The following is a 15,178-nucleotide window of genomic DNA, read 5'->3' as shown; positions in this document are numbered from 1 at the left end:
AACCTTACTTCGCCAGTCCCAGCCGCGGGATCTCAATCGCCGGGCAACGATCCATCACCACCGTCAACCCTGCATCACGAGCCAGTACGGCTGCCTGCTCGTTAATCACGCCGAGCTGCATCCATAGGGTCTTCGCGCCGATGGCAATTGCCTCCTGAGCAACACCCCACGCCGCTTCGGAATTACGGAAGACATCTACCATATCCACTTTCTCTGGTACATCTGCCAGCGTCGCATAGCCCTGCTGCCCCAGCAGTGTTTTTCCGGCAACTTTCGGTGAAACAGGAATAACGTGATAGCCCTGATCGAGTAAATATTTCATAACCCGATAGCTTGGGCGATCGGGTTTATCGCTTGCACCCACCAGTGCAATCGTGCGGGTCGTTGTCAAAATGCCAGCAATATCGGTCTCTTTCATCGTTTTCCTCCAGGCTGTTTAGCAAAGTGTACGACAAACCTGACTTTGCGACCATTCATCCCATACTGGCGCATGAGAGCTAAACTCAAAAATATGTCTATATGTTAGTAAACATGATTATCGAAAAATTTAGATACATCTTATACAGATTTTTTCTGGACAGGAGAAACCTATGAAAGCCGGCATTGTGACAGCCTTAATTGCCCTGTGTTTGCCGGTAACCGTTTTTGCTACCTCTCTACGTCTGTCTAATGATATTGACCTTCTGGTGCTGGACGGAAAAAAAGTCTCCAGCTCATTACTGCGTGGTGCCGAAAGTATTGAGCTGGAAAATGGTCGGCACCAGCTCGTGTTTCGCGTAGAAAAAACCATTCGCCTGTCCAGCCACGAAGAACGTCTGTATATTTCGCCCCCGCTGGTCATCAGCTTTGATACCCAACTCGTCAGTCAGGTTAATTTTCACCTGCCACGTCTGAGCAACGAGCGAGATGCAACGCATTTTGATGATACCCCACGCGTAGAACTGCTGGATGGGGATTCCATGCCTATACCGGTTAAGCTGGATATTCTGTCAATCACATCCACCGCAAAAATCGTAGATTATGAAATGGAAACAGAGCGCTATAACAAAGCGGCTAAGCATGCGTCTTTACCGCAATTTGCCACGATGATGGCCGATGACAGTTCGCTGCTTTCTGGGGTATCTGAACTGGACCGCGTGCCGCCTCAGTCACAAACGCTGACCGAGCAGCGCTTAAAATATTGGTTTCAACAGGCTGACGCACAAACGCGAAGTAACTTCTTACAATGGGCTGAGAAACAGCCCCCATCGTGACATTTATGTTCGTATACGCATTTTTTTTGTCTTTCTCTTGCAGCGTCAAGTGCTTCCAGTACTCTGTAACAAGGTTAACTTGGGAGCTGTACTATGGAATTAACGACTCGCACATTACCAGCGCAGAAACATATTGCGTTGGTCGCACACGATCACTGCAAAAAGATGTTGATGAGCTGGGTTGAACGCCACCAGCCATTACTGGAAAAACACGTTCTGTATGCTACAGGAACAACTGGAAATTTAATTCAACGCGCGACAGGAATGGACGTCAACGCCATGCTGAGCGGCCCGATGGGGGGTGACCAGCAGGTGGGTGCGCTAATTTCAGAAGGGAAAATTGATGTGCTGATTTTCTTCTGGGATCCGCTCAACGCCGTTCCCCACGATCCTGATGTCAAAGCCCTGCTACGCCTGGCCACAGTCTGGAACATTCCGGTCGCCACCAACGTGTCAACGGCTGATTTTATTATCCAGTCGCCAAACTTCAACGACGCAACGGATATCTTGATCCCGGATTACGCCCGTTATCTTGCAGAACGCCTCAAATAAACGCTAAGCAGGCGGCAACTGCCGCCTGCTTTTCAGGGTTTCCGGGTCACCGGAACGTCTAATTGCTTAAGCTCATCAACAAAACATGATGGCGCGTCTTTGCTAAACAGTAGCCATACCCGATGCCGTGCACGCGTTAGCGCCACATACAGCAACCGCCTCTCTTCAGCATCAGGAAAATCTTCAACAGCCGGGAGTAACGCCTCTTCCATAATCGACTCACGAGCCGGAGCCGGAAAACCGTCATTCCCGTCATGAAGCCCCATAACAATGACGTAATCCGCCTGCTGCCCTTTGCTGGCATGAATAGTCATAAAATCCAACTGCAGCTTGGGCCAGCGGGTGGCCGCTTTGTCCAGGCTGGCTGGCTTCAGATGATGGTACCGCGCCAGCACCAGAATTCTCTCTTCAGCTTTCACAAAACCCGACAGCTTATCCAGCAACAGATCTAACTGACTTTCATCGAGCAACGTGACAGCTTTTTTATCACCGGTCGTCAGACTGTTCAGCGGTTTCGTGAGCTGATGTGGGTTTTGCTGGATAAACTGGTTTGCGACTTCGCCAATCCGGCTATTAAAACGGTAAGTCGTATCCAGATTACAGCTATCGCCCTCACCAAAATTTTGCTGGAATGCGGTCGTCAGAGAAAGCTGTGCTCCGCTGAACCGGTAAATGGCCTGCCAGTCATCTCCCACGGCAAACAGCGTGGTCTGCGAGTTTTGCTTTCGCAAGGCGGCTAACAGGGCGGCGCGCTGAGGGGAAATATCCTGAAATTCATCGACCAGAATATGTTTCCACGGACTGATAAACCGCCCCTTCTCCAGAATGACAATAGCCTGATGGATCAACCCGGAGAAATCGACGGCATTCTCATCCTTCAGGGCACTCTTCCAGGCCTTGAGCAGCGGCGCCATTAGCTTTATGCGTTTACTGAACAGATCGCGGATCTCCTCCGGAGCATTAGCAATCATCTCCGCCTGTGCTCCACCATGCATCCGCATCAAACTAACCCAGCGATCCAACCGGGAGGCCAGACGGCGCTGTAATTTTTCGTCATCCCAGAAGTTACCTTCGGGTACAGACCACAGCATTTCTTCTTCTAACCATTGTCGCCAGCCTTTAGCCTGAGCCTTTTTCTCACTGCACTGCTGACGCCAGGTCGTTATAAAGAGTTTACTGCGAGCGGCGGCATCATTTTCCAGCTTGCTCACTGTTGGAACTTTTTTGCTACCTTGCGAAATAATGAACAACGCCAGTGAATGGAATGTCCGTGCAGTGACCTCGTCCGTATGCAGACGCTCACGAATGCGGTCATCCATCTCCTGGGCTGCTTTGCGTCCAAACGCCAGCAACAGGATCTGTTCAGCCGCCGCCTCTCCTCGCGCAAGCAACCAACCAGCCCGGGCAACCAACACAGATGTTTTACCGCTTCCAGCCCCTGCAAGTACCAACAATGATTGCTCACCGTTCACTACCGCGCGCGCCTGAGCCGGATTCAACGGCGAAGATTCAATATGCTGGAAAAACTCAGCATACTCTTCCAGCATTGCCTCGGTGTACGCCTGATTGTGCTGTAAGCGGCAGGCTTCAATGTCCTTCAACCATGCCAGGCATTGACGTAACGCCTCCCGGCAATTTTCAAATTCTTCCAGCCGATTAACCGGGAGCGGTAACGCGGCAAAGGCACGGCGAATCTGCTGCTGCAGCCCTGACGTTTGTTCGCGCGTCAGCCATTTACTTTCACTAGTACGGGCCGCTATCGCATCCAACTGCTGCTGTAAAACCCCCGCAGCAACGTCACTCATTTCCTGGCTCCACTGTTGCCAGAGTGCATTCAAATGATGATGGAAGCGCTGGGTTTCCGCCCACTCTGTACCGTGAAGACGGACCACCTTCTCATCCGGGAGTACAAACTCCAGCTCGCCCCACACCAGACCACGTTTGCAATGAATAGCCAGTAACTGATTGAAGGGAATAAGATACTCGTGACGATCGCCGGAAACTTTAATCCCGGCATTGAGAATAACGGCCCGATCGTAAGGGTGTTGTGCCAGACGTTTTCCAAGAGAAGTAGCTTTCAGTTCCATAAGACTCAAGCGGATCCACACGAAGAGGTTTGCTTATCAGTGTAACCGCCAGAGAAAACGTGCTCCAGCCCAAAAAAACGTTACAATTGCCGAATTCACAGAAAACCAGAGTTAACCGAGGGTTTATGCGTACTGTTCTGAATATTTTAAATTTTGTGCTTGGGGGGTTCGCCACCACCCTGGCCTGGTTACTGGCAACGCTGGTCAGTATCGTGCTTATTTTTACTTTACCCTTGACCCGTTCATGCTGGGAGATAACCCGACTTTCGCTGTTTCCCTATGGCAATGAAGCGATACATGTCGATGAACTGAATCCGGCCGGTAAAAGCGTCCTGTTGAATACCGGCGGCACCGTGCTCAATATTTTCTGGCTGATTTTCTTCGGCTGGTGGTTGTGTCTGATGCACATTGTCTCTGGTATTGCTCAGTGCATAACGATTATTGGTATTCCGGTTGGCATTGCGAACTTTAAAATCGCTGCCATTGCGCTCTGGCCGGTGGGTCGCCGGGTAGTTTCAGTAGAAGTTGCCCGTGCAGCGCGTGAAGCCAATGCACGTCGTCGCTTTGAATAATCAGGACCAATGGCCTTTATGTTAAGTCCTCTGCTCAAACGCTATACCTGGAACAGCACCTGGCTGTACTACGTGCGGATTTTTATCGCGCTATGCGGTACAACGGCGCTGCCCTGGTGGCTGGGTGACGTCAAGCTGACCATCCCTCTCACGCTAGGTATGGTCGCTGCCGCACTTACCGATCTCGATGATCGTCTCGCGGGCCGGCTGCGCAATTTAATCATCACGCTGGTGTGCTTTTTTATTGCCTCAGCCTCCGTTGAACTGCTCTTCCCATGGCCCTGGCTGTTTGCTATTGGGTTAACGCTTTCCACCAGCGGTTTTATTCTGCTGGGGGGATTAGGCCAGCGCTATGCAACCATCGCTTTTGGCGCGTTGCTCATCGCCATTTACACGATGCTGGGCACCTCGCTTTACGATCAGTGGTATCAACAACCAATCCTGCTGCTCGCTGGCGCTATCTGGTATAACCTGCTGACGCTCACCGGACATCTTCTGTTCCCCATCCGCCCCTTACAGGACAATCTGGCCCGCAGCTACGAACAATTAGCGCACTACCTGGAACTGAAGTCGCGTCTTTTTGATCCCGACATCGAAGATGAAAGCCAGGCGCCGTTGTATGATTTAGCCCTCGCTAATGGGCAACTGATGGCAACGCTAAACCAGACCAAAGTGTCGCTGCTGACTCGCCTGCGCGGTGACCGTGGACAACGGGGAACACGTCGCACGCTACATTACTATTTTGTGGCGCAGGATATTCATGAACGCGCAAGCTCCTCACATATTCAATATCAAACGCTACGCGATCATTTCCGTCATAGCGATGTGATGTTCCGCTTCCAGCGGTTGATGTCGATGCAAGGACAAGCCTGTTCACAATTGTCTCGTTGTATTTTATTACGCACGCCTTACCAGCACGATCCGCACTTTGAACGCGTCTTCACCCATATAGATGCCGCACTTGAGCGCATGCGTGCCAGTGGTGAGCCTGCAGATCTGCTCAATACGCTGGGATTCTTACTATCGAACCTGCGGGCTATCGATGCGCAACTGGCCACCATTGAGTCTGAACAGGCTCAGGTACTCTCGCGCAATGAGTCTGAAAATCAGCTCGCTGATGACAGTCCCCATGGATTCAGTGATATCTGGTTACGCCTGAGCCGTAATTTCACCCCAGAGTCCGCACTGTTTCGCCATGCCGTCCGCATGTCGTTAGTGCTCTGTGTTGGTTATGCCATTATCCAGGTAACCGGCATGAATCACGGATACTGGATCTTGCTGACCAGCCTGTTTGTCTGTCAACCAAACTACAATGCCACCCGACATCGCCTGGCGCTCAGGATTATCGGCACGTTGGTTGGTATTGCCATCGGTTTACCGATCCTGTGGTTTGTGCCCTCTTTAGAAGGGCAGCTAATACTTTTAGTGATCACTGGTGTACTGTTTTTTGCCTTTCGCAACGTCCAGTATGCGCATGCCACCATGTTTATCACGCTGCTGGTATTACTGTGCTTTAACCTGCTCGGCGAAGGCTTTGAGGTTGCGCTGCCGCGTGTCATCGATACGCTAATTGGCTGTGCTATCGCCTGGGCGGCTGTCAGTTTCATCTGGCCAGACTGGCGTTTTCGTAATCTACCACGGGTAATTGAGCGGGCGACTGACGCTAACTGCCGCTACCTTGATGCAATTCTCGAACAATACCATCAGGGTCGTGATAATCGTCTGGCCTACCGTATCGCTCGCCGTGACGCGCATAACCGTGATGCTGAACTCGCCTCCGTGGTGTCAAACATGTCGAGCGAGCCGGATGTGACGGCCCAAACCCGCGAAACGGCGTTCCGTTTACTGTGTCTCAACCATACGTTTACCAGCTATATTTCTGCGCTTGGCGCACATCGCGAACAGTTGACCAATCCAGACGTTCTGGCATTGCTGGATGACGCTGTTTGCTATGTTGATGATGCCCTTCACCATCAACCCGCTGACGAGCAACGCGTATACCAGGCGTTAGAAGGGCTGAAGCAGCGAATTCAGCACCTGGAACCACGCCCGGACAGTAAAGAGCCTCTGGTCGTTCAGCAAGTTGGGTTATTGATCGCTCTGCTCCCGGAAATCCGGCGATTACAGCAGCAAATTGCCGTACTACCTTCTAATACCCCGGTTCCGGCGTAAGAGAACTTACCCACTCCACCAGCTCCTGGCGACGCGTCGCCGGGAGCGCGGCTTCATGTATCCCCCCTACCGCGCCTTCAAGGGCATAGAGTACTTTTACCGTCAGAGCCGGGTTATTTTGCCGAAGTTTCAGCCAGCACATTTGTGCTCCCAACGACCGCATAGTCCCCTCATCTTTAATGCCAACTTCATTCAGCAGAGTCTCCAGATGAAACGTCATATTTGGCAATTCCCGCAGACGATGCTGGGTAAAGCGACTCTGTTTTTCCTTAACCGCTGCATCCAACGAATATCGCGATAACGACACCAGTTGCTGCTGGTTTTGCCACAGGGCATCGTTCACCTGGTAATAATTAAGTACAAGAGGACGTCCCCGCTTAATAAATGTCAGCCAGACAGGAGAATTTTGTACACAATACTGGGCGCTCTGTTCACAGGCGCGAAGATACAACTCACCATTGGCGACCATGGCAAAGACCGTATCGCCAACCGTCAGACTGTAGCCACCAAACAGTGAGCGATAGTGAATTGTCCCCAGAGAAGCCAGATATTCCTGCGATTTATAGATCCTTGCATAAGAAAGCTCTTTCATAAAAATCCTTTTTAAATCATAACGTAAGCAAATGATTTTTAGTAGCGGATCCGTTAATGACGAAAATAGGCAACTTATGCGTATGGGGCAAGATGAATTTTATTTTTCCCGTGACGACGACTAAAAATTGCGAACCTGTTTCCGAAAATAAGGTTGATCTTTGTTGATAGCAGGGTTACTGTATATTCATACAGTAACTCACAGGGCTGGATTGATTATGTACACTTCAGGCTATGCAAATCGTTCTTCGTCGTTCTCTTCCGCATCAAGCAACATTGCGCGCGTTTCATCAGAGAACGCAACCGCTGGGCTTATCAGTGAAGTAGTCTATCGCGAGGACCAGCCCATGATGACGCAACTACTGCTGCTTCCTCTGCTGCAACAGTTAGGGCAGCAATCACGCTGGCAGCTGTGGCTGACGCCTCAGCAAAAATTAAGCCGGGAGTGGGTGCAGTCAGCCGGACTTCCATTGACAAAAGTAATGCAGATTAGTCAACTCTCCCCCTGCAATACGCTGGAATCGATGATCCGTGCGCTGCGCACAGGTAATTACAGTGTTGTCATTGGCTGGCTGGCGGAAGAATTAACGGAAGATGAACATGCCGAGCTGGTAAAAGCGGCTGATGAAGGAAATGCGATGGGTTTTATCATGCGTCCTGTTTGCGCACAGTCACTTGCGGGGAGACAGCATTCCGGGCTAAAAATTCACTCGAATTTGTATCATTGAGTAAAATTAGGATTTATCCTGGAATTTTTTTTCATGCTTCAATTTGCCTTTGAGCTTTAACGCGTTTTTCGTCCGAACGCCTGTCTCAAGCGGTTTTCAGGAAATCCTCAGTGCATTTAGTCATCAATAAATGTTAAATATTATGTATACAAGCCTTTTTTTTTCATATGCCTGACGGACTTCACACTTGTAAGTTTTCAACTACGTTGTAGACTTTACATCGCCAGGGGTGCTCGGCGTAAGCCGCAGATATCGGTAGAGCAACTATTGAACTGGTCCCCGGGTGAAGGATTTAACCGTGTTATCTCTCTTCGGAGATATTCATGGCGAATTTTGGATGATAACGAGGCGCAAAAAATGAAAAAGACAGCTATCGCAATTGCAGTGGCACTGGCTGGTTTCGCTACCGTGGCGCAGGCCGCTCCGAAAGATAACACCTGGTACGCTGGTGCTAAAATGGGCTGGTCTCAGTACCATGATATTGGCAACAACCAGATCAACAACGCCGGTCCGACCCACGAAAGCCAACTGGGTGCCGGTGCGTTCGGTGGTTATCAGGTTAACCCGTACGTTGGTTTTGAAATGGGTTACGACTGGTTAGGCCGTATGCCGTACAAAGGCTACACCGACCAGACTCATCAAAACGGCGCTTTCAAAGCTCAGGGCGTTCAGCTGACCGCTAAACTGGGTTACCCAATCACTGACGATCTGGACGTTTATACCCGTCTGGGTGGTATGGTTTGGCGTGCAGACGCTAAAAACAACGAAGGCTTCAAAGACCACGACACTGGTGTATCCCCAGTATTCGCTGGTGGCGTAGAGTATGCAATTACTCCTGAAATCGCTACCCGTCTGGAATACCAGTGGACCAACAACATCGGTGACGCGAACACCGTTGGTGGTCGTCCGGATAACGGCCTGTTGAGCGTTGGTGTTTCTTACCGTTTCGGCCAGCAGGAAGAAGCAGCTCCAGTAGTTGTTGCTCCGGCTCCGGCTCCAGAAGTACAGACCAAGCACTTCACTCTGAAGTCTGACGTTCTGTTCAACTTCAACAAAGCAACTCTGAAACCAGAAGGCCAGCAGGCTCTGGACCAGATGTACAGCCAGCTGAGCAACCTGGATCCGAAAGACGGTTCCGTAGTGGTTCTGGGCTTCACTGACCGCATCGGTTCTGACGCTTACAACCAGGGTCTGTCCGAGAAACGTGCTCAGTCCGTTGTTGATTACCTGATCTCTAAAGGTATTCCTTCTGACAAAATCTCTGCACGTGGCATGGGTGAATCCAACCCAGTTACTGGCAACACCTGTGACAACGTGAAAGCTCGCGCTGCACTGATCGACTGCCTGGCTCCGGATCGTCGTGTTGAGATCGAAGTTAAAGGCATCAAAGACGTTGTAACTCAGCCTCAGGCTTAAGTTATCGTCTTATAAAAAAACCCCGCTATGCGGGGTTTTTTTTCATCTTTTTCCACTCAAAACAAGCCTCTTGTTACACCAGCCAACCGCTAGTCTTTTCCCAGCAACGCCTGTAAATCCTGCTTCAATGTCGACATTTTGTTCGCGTACTTCTCTTTATGCTCTGCGTCTTCAATCAGCTGCACTATAGTTTCAGAAAGCGTTTTTCCACGCCGCTGCGCAAGACCAGCCAGACGCTGCCAGACCATAAACTCCAGATCGATCGATTTCTTACGCGTATGTTGATGTTCTGCATTAAAGTGCCGCTTACGCCTCGCCCGGATCGTTTGCTTCATACGATTGAGCAGTGCAGGGTTCATGTATTCTTCAATCCAGGCGTTGACCCGAACCGGTTCATTTTCGAGGGTTAGCAACAAATCAACGGCTTCTTTGGCAGCGCTGGCTTCCACATAGCGGGTAATCAACTCCCCCTCGCGATGCTTCTTCACCAGGTACTTCCATTTCCATCCGCTTTCAAGATTTTCAAGTTGTTGATATTTCATTGCGATCTCAATGTTACCGTGTAACTCTTATCAGAATATCAGCTTTTTCGGCATCTGAAGAAAAGAATATCCAGCCTGTGAACTGTCGCGCGTCATCACAACCGTTTCGCGGCGCTTTCCAGGTGTTTAGTGGTGAGGGTTACGGTATAATCTCGTTTTTTACAACAGACTAAAAAACATCAACTTTGACCATTACGAAACTTGCATGGCGTGATCTGGTTCCTGATACCGACAGTTATCAGGAAGTATTTGCACAGCCGCACGTCACTGACGACACCGACACCTTACTTAGTGATACTCAGCCACGTTTACAATTCGCGCTAGAGCAGCTTCTTCAGCACTGGACAACATCCTCGTTCATGTTGGTGAAAGCACCGGAGGAGCTTGAGTATCTCAACCTTATTGCAAAGGCTGCACGTCCCTTGCACACGGATGCAGGAAGCCTGACTGGCGGTCATTACGACATCTCCGGTCACACTATTCGTTATCGTACAGCTGAAAAAGCGGAAGACAATTTTGCGACGTTGACGCAGGTGGTCAGCGCTGACTGGGCCGAAGCTGAACAACTGTTTGGCTGTCTACGTCAGTTCAATGGCGAAATTACGCTGCAGCCAGGTCTGGTACATCAGGCCAATGGGGGTGTGCTGGTTATCTCATTGCGCACGCTGTTGGCCCAACCTCTGTTGTGGATGCGTCTGAAAGCCATTGTCAGCCACGAGCGTTTTGATTGGGTGGCTTTTGATGAGTCTCGCCCACTGCCTGTCTCTGTTCCGCCTATGCCGCTTAAACTGAAAGTGATTTTGGTGGGTGAGCGTGAATCGCTGGCGGATTTCCAGGACATGGAACCAGAGTTGGCTGAGCAGGCCATTTACAGCGAGTTTGAAGATAATCTGCAGATAGTGGATGCCGAAACCATGACGCAGTGGTGTCAGTGGGTCACGCATACTGCCATGCGCAATAATTTGCCTTACCCCGCTCCTGATGCCTGGCAGGTTTTGATCCGTGAAGCCGTTCGCTATACCGGTGAACAGGATACATTGCCTCTTAACCCGCTGTGGATCACCAGACAGTTCAAAGAGGTGGCCCCGTTATGCGAGAGCGAAACCTGCAACGCTGAGCAGTTCAGCCTGATGCTGGCTCAGCGCGAATGGCGTGAGGGATTCCTGGCCGAACGCATGCAGGACGAAATTCTGCAAGAGCAGATCCTTATCGAGACAGAAGGCGAGCGTATTGGCCAGATCAACGCCTTGTCGGTGATTGAGTTTCCAGGCCACCCACGCGCATTTGGCGAGCCTTCTCGTATCAGTTGCGTCGTGCATATTGGCGACGGCGAGTTTACGGACATTGAGCGCAAAGCCGAGCTCGGCGGAAATATTCATGCCAAGGGTATGATGATTATGCAGGCGTTCCTGATGTCGGAACTCCAGCTTGAGCAGCAAATCCCCTTCTCTGCCTCGCTGACCTTTGAGCAATCTTACAGCGAAGTGGACGGTGACAGCGCGTCTATGGCAGAACTGTGCGCATTGATCAGCGCCCTCGCCGACGTGCCTGTTAATCAAAGTATCGCCATTACCGGTTCTGTCGATCAGTTTGGTCGGGCGCAACCTGTCGGTGGTCTGAATGAGAAAATTGAAGGTTTCTTCGCCATCTGCCAGCAGCGTGAGCTGACGGGCACGCAGGGCGTTATCATTCCTTCGGCTAACGTCAGACACCTCAGCCTGCATCCCGCGCTGCTGCAGGCCATAGAAGAAGAAAAATTCACTATCTGGGCGGTGGACGACGTAACTGATGCGCTGCCACTGTTGTTAAATCTGGTGTGGGATGGCGAAGGCCAGACAACGCTGATGCAAACCATTCAGGAGCGTATTGCCACGGCTACGCAACAGGAAGGTCGTCACCGTTTTCCATGGCCGCTACGTTGGCTGAACTGGATTATTCCGAACTGATCGGACTTGTTCAGCGTACACGTGTTAGCTATCCTGCGTGCTTCAATAAAATAAGGCTTACAGAGAACATGGTAGATAAACGCGAATCCTATACGAAAGAAGACCTTCTTGCCTCTGGTCGCGGTGAACTGTTTGGCGCAAAAGGGCCACAACTGCCAGCACCAAGCATGCTGATGATGGACCGTGTCATCAAGATGACCGAAACCGGTGGCAACTTTGACAAAGGTTATGTTGAAGCTGAACTGGATATCAACCCAGACCTGTGGTTCTTCGGTTGTCACTTTATCGGCGATCCGGTGATGCCGGGCTGTCTGGGTCTCGACGCCATGTGGCAGCTGGTTGGATTCTATCTCGGCTGGCTGGGCGGCGAAGGTAAAGGCCGTGCGCTGGGCGTAGGTGAAGTTAAATTCACCGGCCAGGTTCTGCCGACTGCGAAGAAAGTCACTTACCGCATTCACTTCAAACGTATCGTTAACCGTCGCCTGATCATGGGCCTGGCTGATGGTGAAGTGCTGGTTGATGGTCGTTTGATCTACACCGCAAACGATCTGAAAGTGGGTCTGTTCCAGGACACTTCCGCGTTCTAATCCAGGACTGCGTAGCAGCCAGACATTAACGTTTCTCCGTTATATCTGGTGTGCAAAAAGGCGAAACCTCCGCTCTGCGGAGGTTTCTTTTATCTAAAGAGACAGAATCAGGCCATTAAAACCCTATCCCCCATGGCTTCTCGCCAGCCTCCCAGCCAGTATGACCTCTGATTCAGCGTCTGATAGGGACACATTTCTTTTGAGCGTCCGGCAATGCCGGCCTGATATCCACGTTGATGTGCCCGTTCCAGGCGATCTCGTTTTTGTCTCTTCATGCCTCGTTTCCCTCATTTTTTGGTCTGGTGGAAAAGAAAACAGTGATTACTAAGTGTGCAATCACACTAAACGAATACCCCTAAACATTAGGCTCGTCAATGCGCAAAATTCACGCCAGTGTCATATTTGTGAGCTAGCCTCTAAATCATTTGTACAAAAATAGTCAGTCAGAACAGCTATCTCCACGGCTAAAAAAATAAAAAAACCGCCCCGGGCGGTGAGCCAGGGGCGGCATAATTTACAATTATTTAAGCTTATGGGATGCGTTTCAGCTCTTGAGCAATAGCCGCCGCTTCCTGACTCCAGGCGTTAGCAAGAACCTTCACCATCTCATCGTAGCCGTCTTTAGTCTGTACAGCTTCGATGTGGAATGGACGTTTGATCAGTTGTCCCTGATGATTCAGCAACCATTCTCCACTCACGATAACCTTACCATCGTAACGACCGTGGAAGCCGGTTACGGTGACGTTCAGCGTGTCCTGAGTGCTTCCCAGCGGCTGCGAAGCAACAACCCAGCCAGGCAACTGCATGCTGAGGTTAGCAACCAGCGTATTGCGCAATTGCTGGTCTAATGGGCTGGCCCAGAGATTATTATTGGCTATAACATATTGCACATCGCTGGTCTGGTAAACCACCCCATTACCGGCCAGATAATCAGGTACCGCAATCTGTTCAACCCACAGCAGACGGTTTCCCTGATTGGCGGAGCTCTGCACACCGCCTTGTGCGATAGGGAGCTGGTAATAGCTTTTATTCTCTCCGCTGGAGCTGCATGACGTCAGCCAGACCGCCATCATCACCACTAGCCACTTTTTCATTGTTTCGCCCTCTTCGGCTCTGGATCTTTTTTGTCCTTCGCTTCAAATACCAGCGCATTACTCTTATCGTTCAGCGTTTTCAGTACCGGTTGCAGTTCACGTAGCACCTGATCAAGACGCTGCATATCTGCCACCATCTTGTTGTAGGCCGCGGAACCAGGCTGGAAGCCCTGCATGCTACGATTTAGTTCACGCAGCGTGTTCTGCATATCCGCCGGAAGATCCTGCATCGACTGGCTGGACGTGATCTTGTTCATGTTATCCAGCGTGGTTTGCAGATGCTTCATCGTGCGCTGGCTTTCCGACAGCGTATTGGTTGCCTGCTCAATCATCGGGTTCAGCGGCAGATTATTAATCTTATCCAACGCTTCCATCAGACGCTGTTGGATCTGCGCCAGACCACCGCTCACGGTCGGAATAATTTGATAACCATTAAATTCGCGTACACCAGTAATCGGCGGCTCTTTCGGATAGAAGTCGAGATCGACATAAAGCGCGCCGGTCACCAGGTTCCCGGTTTTGAGCGATGCCCGTAATCCGCGTTTAAGCAATTCCGCCAGATGAGCACCAACATCAGTATCTTCGCCCAGCTGCGCCTTCAGACGTTCTGGTTCGATGCGTACCAGCACCGGAATGCGATAATCATTGTTGAACACCTGGCGCATATTCGGTGAGAAGAAAGGCACTTTACTCACCGTACCCAAGCGGATGCCACGGAATTCCAGCGGCGCACCAGGCTGCAGGCCACGAATCGAATCTTTAAAGAACATCAGATAATCGATATGATCGGTATACAGTGAATCCTGAATACTTTTTTGATCGTCATAAAGATTAAACGCTGACTGTTGTGCGACCGGCTCGCCCTGCTCTAAACCTTCTGGCACATCAAAACTTACACCACCGCCAAACAGCGTGGAGAGCGAACCCATTTCTACGCGCATACCTGCTGAGGTAAGATCTACGGCGATCCCACTGTCTTTCCAGAAACGCACATTACTGGTCACCAGACGATCGTTAGGCGCATTAATGAAAAGCTGATAGCTGATCGTACGCTTTTGCGCATCAAATGTGCTGGTTTCAACCGAACCTACACGATAGCCGCGAAAAAGCACCGGATCGCCCGGACTCAACTGACCGGCTTTTTTGCTGTCCAGAATCACACGGATCCCTTTTGCATCTGGCGGGGCCAGCGGCGGTGAATCCAGCAGTTGGTAATTTTCCAGCTTACTGCCTTTATTGCCAGGCTGCAGTTCAATATAAGCCCCGGACAATAGCGTGCCGAGCCCACTTATACCTTCACGTCCAACCTGCGGCTTCACCACCCAAAAGACAGAATCTTTATGCAGCAGCTTTTCCATTCCAGAGTTAAGACGCGCTTTAATCTCCACATGGGTCAGATCATCCGTCAGGGTTGCGCTCTCAACGATGCCGACGTCCACACTGCGGCTCTTAATCGTCGTCTTGCCCCCTTCAATACCTTCGGCATTGGTGGTAATAAGCGTGACCTGTGGCCCCTGATGACTGTAGTGATAAAACAGAACCCACGCGCCAATGAGTGCAGTGACGATAGGAAATATCCACACGGGCGACCAGTTTTTTACCTTTTGCACTTTGGCTTCCCCACTTTTAGATTCCATG

15 protein-coding genes are annotated in these 15,178 nt (G+C 50.7%); 8 read left to right on the top strand and 7 right to left on the bottom strand.

All coding sequences use genetic code 11. The annotated features are described in order from the left end of the window. Positions 1-4: 4 nt before the first annotated feature. A complete protein-coding gene (locus tag OGV89_RS20260) occupies positions 5-418 on the bottom strand; it encodes a CoA-binding protein (protein WP_003035903.1) in 414 nt (137 codons plus the stop codon). A 172-nt stretch (positions 419-590) separates the two neighbouring features. Between OGV89_RS20260 and csgI the strand changes: the two genes are divergently transcribed. Both csgI and mgsA read left to right on the top strand, forming a co-directional pair. Beyond that, positions 591-1,253, top strand: a complete 663-nt coding sequence (csgI, locus tag OGV89_RS20255; RefSeq protein WP_103848626.1) for a curli synthesis inhibitor — start codon at positions 591-593, stop codon at positions 1,251-1,253. 93 nt (positions 1,254-1,346) lie between these two features. After that, on the top strand, positions 1,347-1,805 hold the full coding sequence (mgsA, locus tag OGV89_RS20250) for a methylglyoxal synthase (protein WP_003035897.1): 459 nt from the start codon (positions 1,347-1,349) through the stop codon (positions 1,803-1,805). Positions 1,806-1,837: 32 nt separating this feature from the next. On the opposite strand, the gene helD is transcribed toward mgsA, so the two are convergent. Continuing rightward, positions 1,838-3,892 carry a DNA helicase IV gene (gene helD, locus OGV89_RS20245; RefSeq protein WP_003846947.1) on the bottom strand — a complete coding sequence of 685 codons (2,055 nt, stop codon included), beginning with the start codon at positions 3,890-3,892 and terminating at the stop codon, positions 1,838-1,840. A 125-nt stretch (positions 3,893-4,017) separates the two neighbouring features. Here helD and OGV89_RS20240 point away from each other — a divergent pair, with 125 nt between their 5' ends. Both OGV89_RS20240 and yccS read left to right on the top strand, forming a co-directional pair. Beyond that, positions 4,018-4,464 (top strand): YccF domain-containing protein, encoded by a 447-nt coding sequence (locus OGV89_RS20240; RefSeq protein WP_003035892.1) that lies wholly within the window; start codon positions 4,018-4,020, stop codon positions 4,462-4,464. Positions 4,465-4,482: 18 nt separating this feature from the next. Continuing rightward, positions 4,483-6,636 (top strand): YccS family putative transporter, encoded by a 2,154-nt coding sequence (yccS, locus tag OGV89_RS20235; RefSeq protein ID WP_032941200.1) that lies wholly within the window; start codon positions 4,483-4,485, stop codon positions 6,634-6,636. On the opposite strand, the gene OGV89_RS20230 is transcribed toward yccS, so the two are convergent. After that, positions 6,614-7,228 (bottom strand): TfoX/Sxy family DNA transformation protein, encoded by a 615-nt coding sequence (locus tag OGV89_RS20230; protein WP_003035889.1) that lies wholly within the window; start codon positions 7,226-7,228, stop codon positions 6,614-6,616. The genes yccS and OGV89_RS20230 overlap by 23 nt on opposite strands. 217 nt (positions 7,229-7,445) lie before the next feature. Here OGV89_RS20230 and sulA point away from each other — a divergent pair, with 217 nt between their 5' ends. Together sulA and ompA are read left to right on the top strand one after the other, a co-directional pair. After that, complete coding sequence (gene sulA, locus OGV89_RS20225) at positions 7,446-7,955, top strand: SOS-induced cell division inhibitor SulA (protein ID WP_003035886.1); 510 nt, start codon at positions 7,446-7,448, stop codon at positions 7,953-7,955. Between the two features lie 357 nt (positions 7,956-8,312). Next, a complete protein-coding gene (gene ompA, locus OGV89_RS20220) occupies positions 8,313-9,371 on the top strand; it encodes a porin OmpA (RefSeq protein ID WP_003836839.1) in 1,059 nt (352 codons plus the stop codon). 89 nt (positions 9,372-9,460) lie between these two features. On the opposite strand, the gene matP is transcribed toward ompA, so the two are convergent. Next, complete coding sequence (matP, locus tag OGV89_RS20215) at positions 9,461-9,913, bottom strand: macrodomain Ter protein MatP (protein WP_003035881.1); 453 nt, start codon at positions 9,911-9,913, stop codon at positions 9,461-9,463. A gap of 185 nt (positions 9,914-10,098) precedes the next feature. Between matP and OGV89_RS20210 the strand changes: the two genes are divergently transcribed. Further along, positions 10,099-11,859: an AAA family ATPase gene (locus OGV89_RS20210; RefSeq protein ID WP_003035878.1), complete on the top strand. Its 1,761-nt coding sequence runs from the start codon at positions 10,099-10,101 to the stop codon at positions 11,857-11,859. A 68-nt stretch (positions 11,860-11,927) separates the two neighbouring features. Next, complete coding sequence (fabA, locus tag OGV89_RS20205; RefSeq protein ID WP_003035875.1) at positions 11,928-12,446, top strand: bifunctional 3-hydroxydecanoyl-ACP dehydratase/trans-2-decenoyl-ACP isomerase; 519 nt, start codon at positions 11,928-11,930, stop codon at positions 12,444-12,446. Positions 12,447-12,553: 107 nt separating this feature from the next. Here the strand turns inward: fabA and rmf are convergent, their stop codons facing one another. From rmf to pqiB, 3 genes are all read right to left on the bottom strand, one after another. Next, a complete protein-coding gene (gene rmf, locus OGV89_RS20200) occupies positions 12,554-12,721 on the bottom strand; it encodes a ribosome modulation factor (RefSeq protein WP_003035871.1) in 168 nt (55 codons plus the stop codon). Positions 12,722-12,976: 255 nt separating this feature from the next. Continuing rightward, complete coding sequence (pqiC, locus tag OGV89_RS20195) at positions 12,977-13,540, bottom strand: membrane integrity-associated transporter subunit PqiC (RefSeq protein WP_032936292.1); 564 nt, start codon at positions 13,538-13,540, stop codon at positions 12,977-12,979. After that, positions 13,537-15,177, bottom strand: a complete 1,641-nt coding sequence (gene pqiB / locus OGV89_RS20190) for an intermembrane transport protein PqiB (protein WP_003836843.1) — start codon at positions 15,175-15,177, stop codon at positions 13,537-13,539. Before pqiB ends, pqiC begins: the two co-directional genes overlap by 4 nt. Position 15,178 lies beyond the last annotated feature (1 nt).

The organism is Citrobacter sp. Cf125, assembly GCF_030333935.1.
In the GTDB taxonomy this organism is placed as follows: domain Bacteria; phylum Pseudomonadota; class Gammaproteobacteria; order Enterobacterales; family Enterobacteriaceae; genus Citrobacter; species Citrobacter freundii.
The sequence above is the reverse complement of the archived record's forward strand: the minus strand, read 5'-3'. Positions and strand labels throughout refer to the sequence as shown.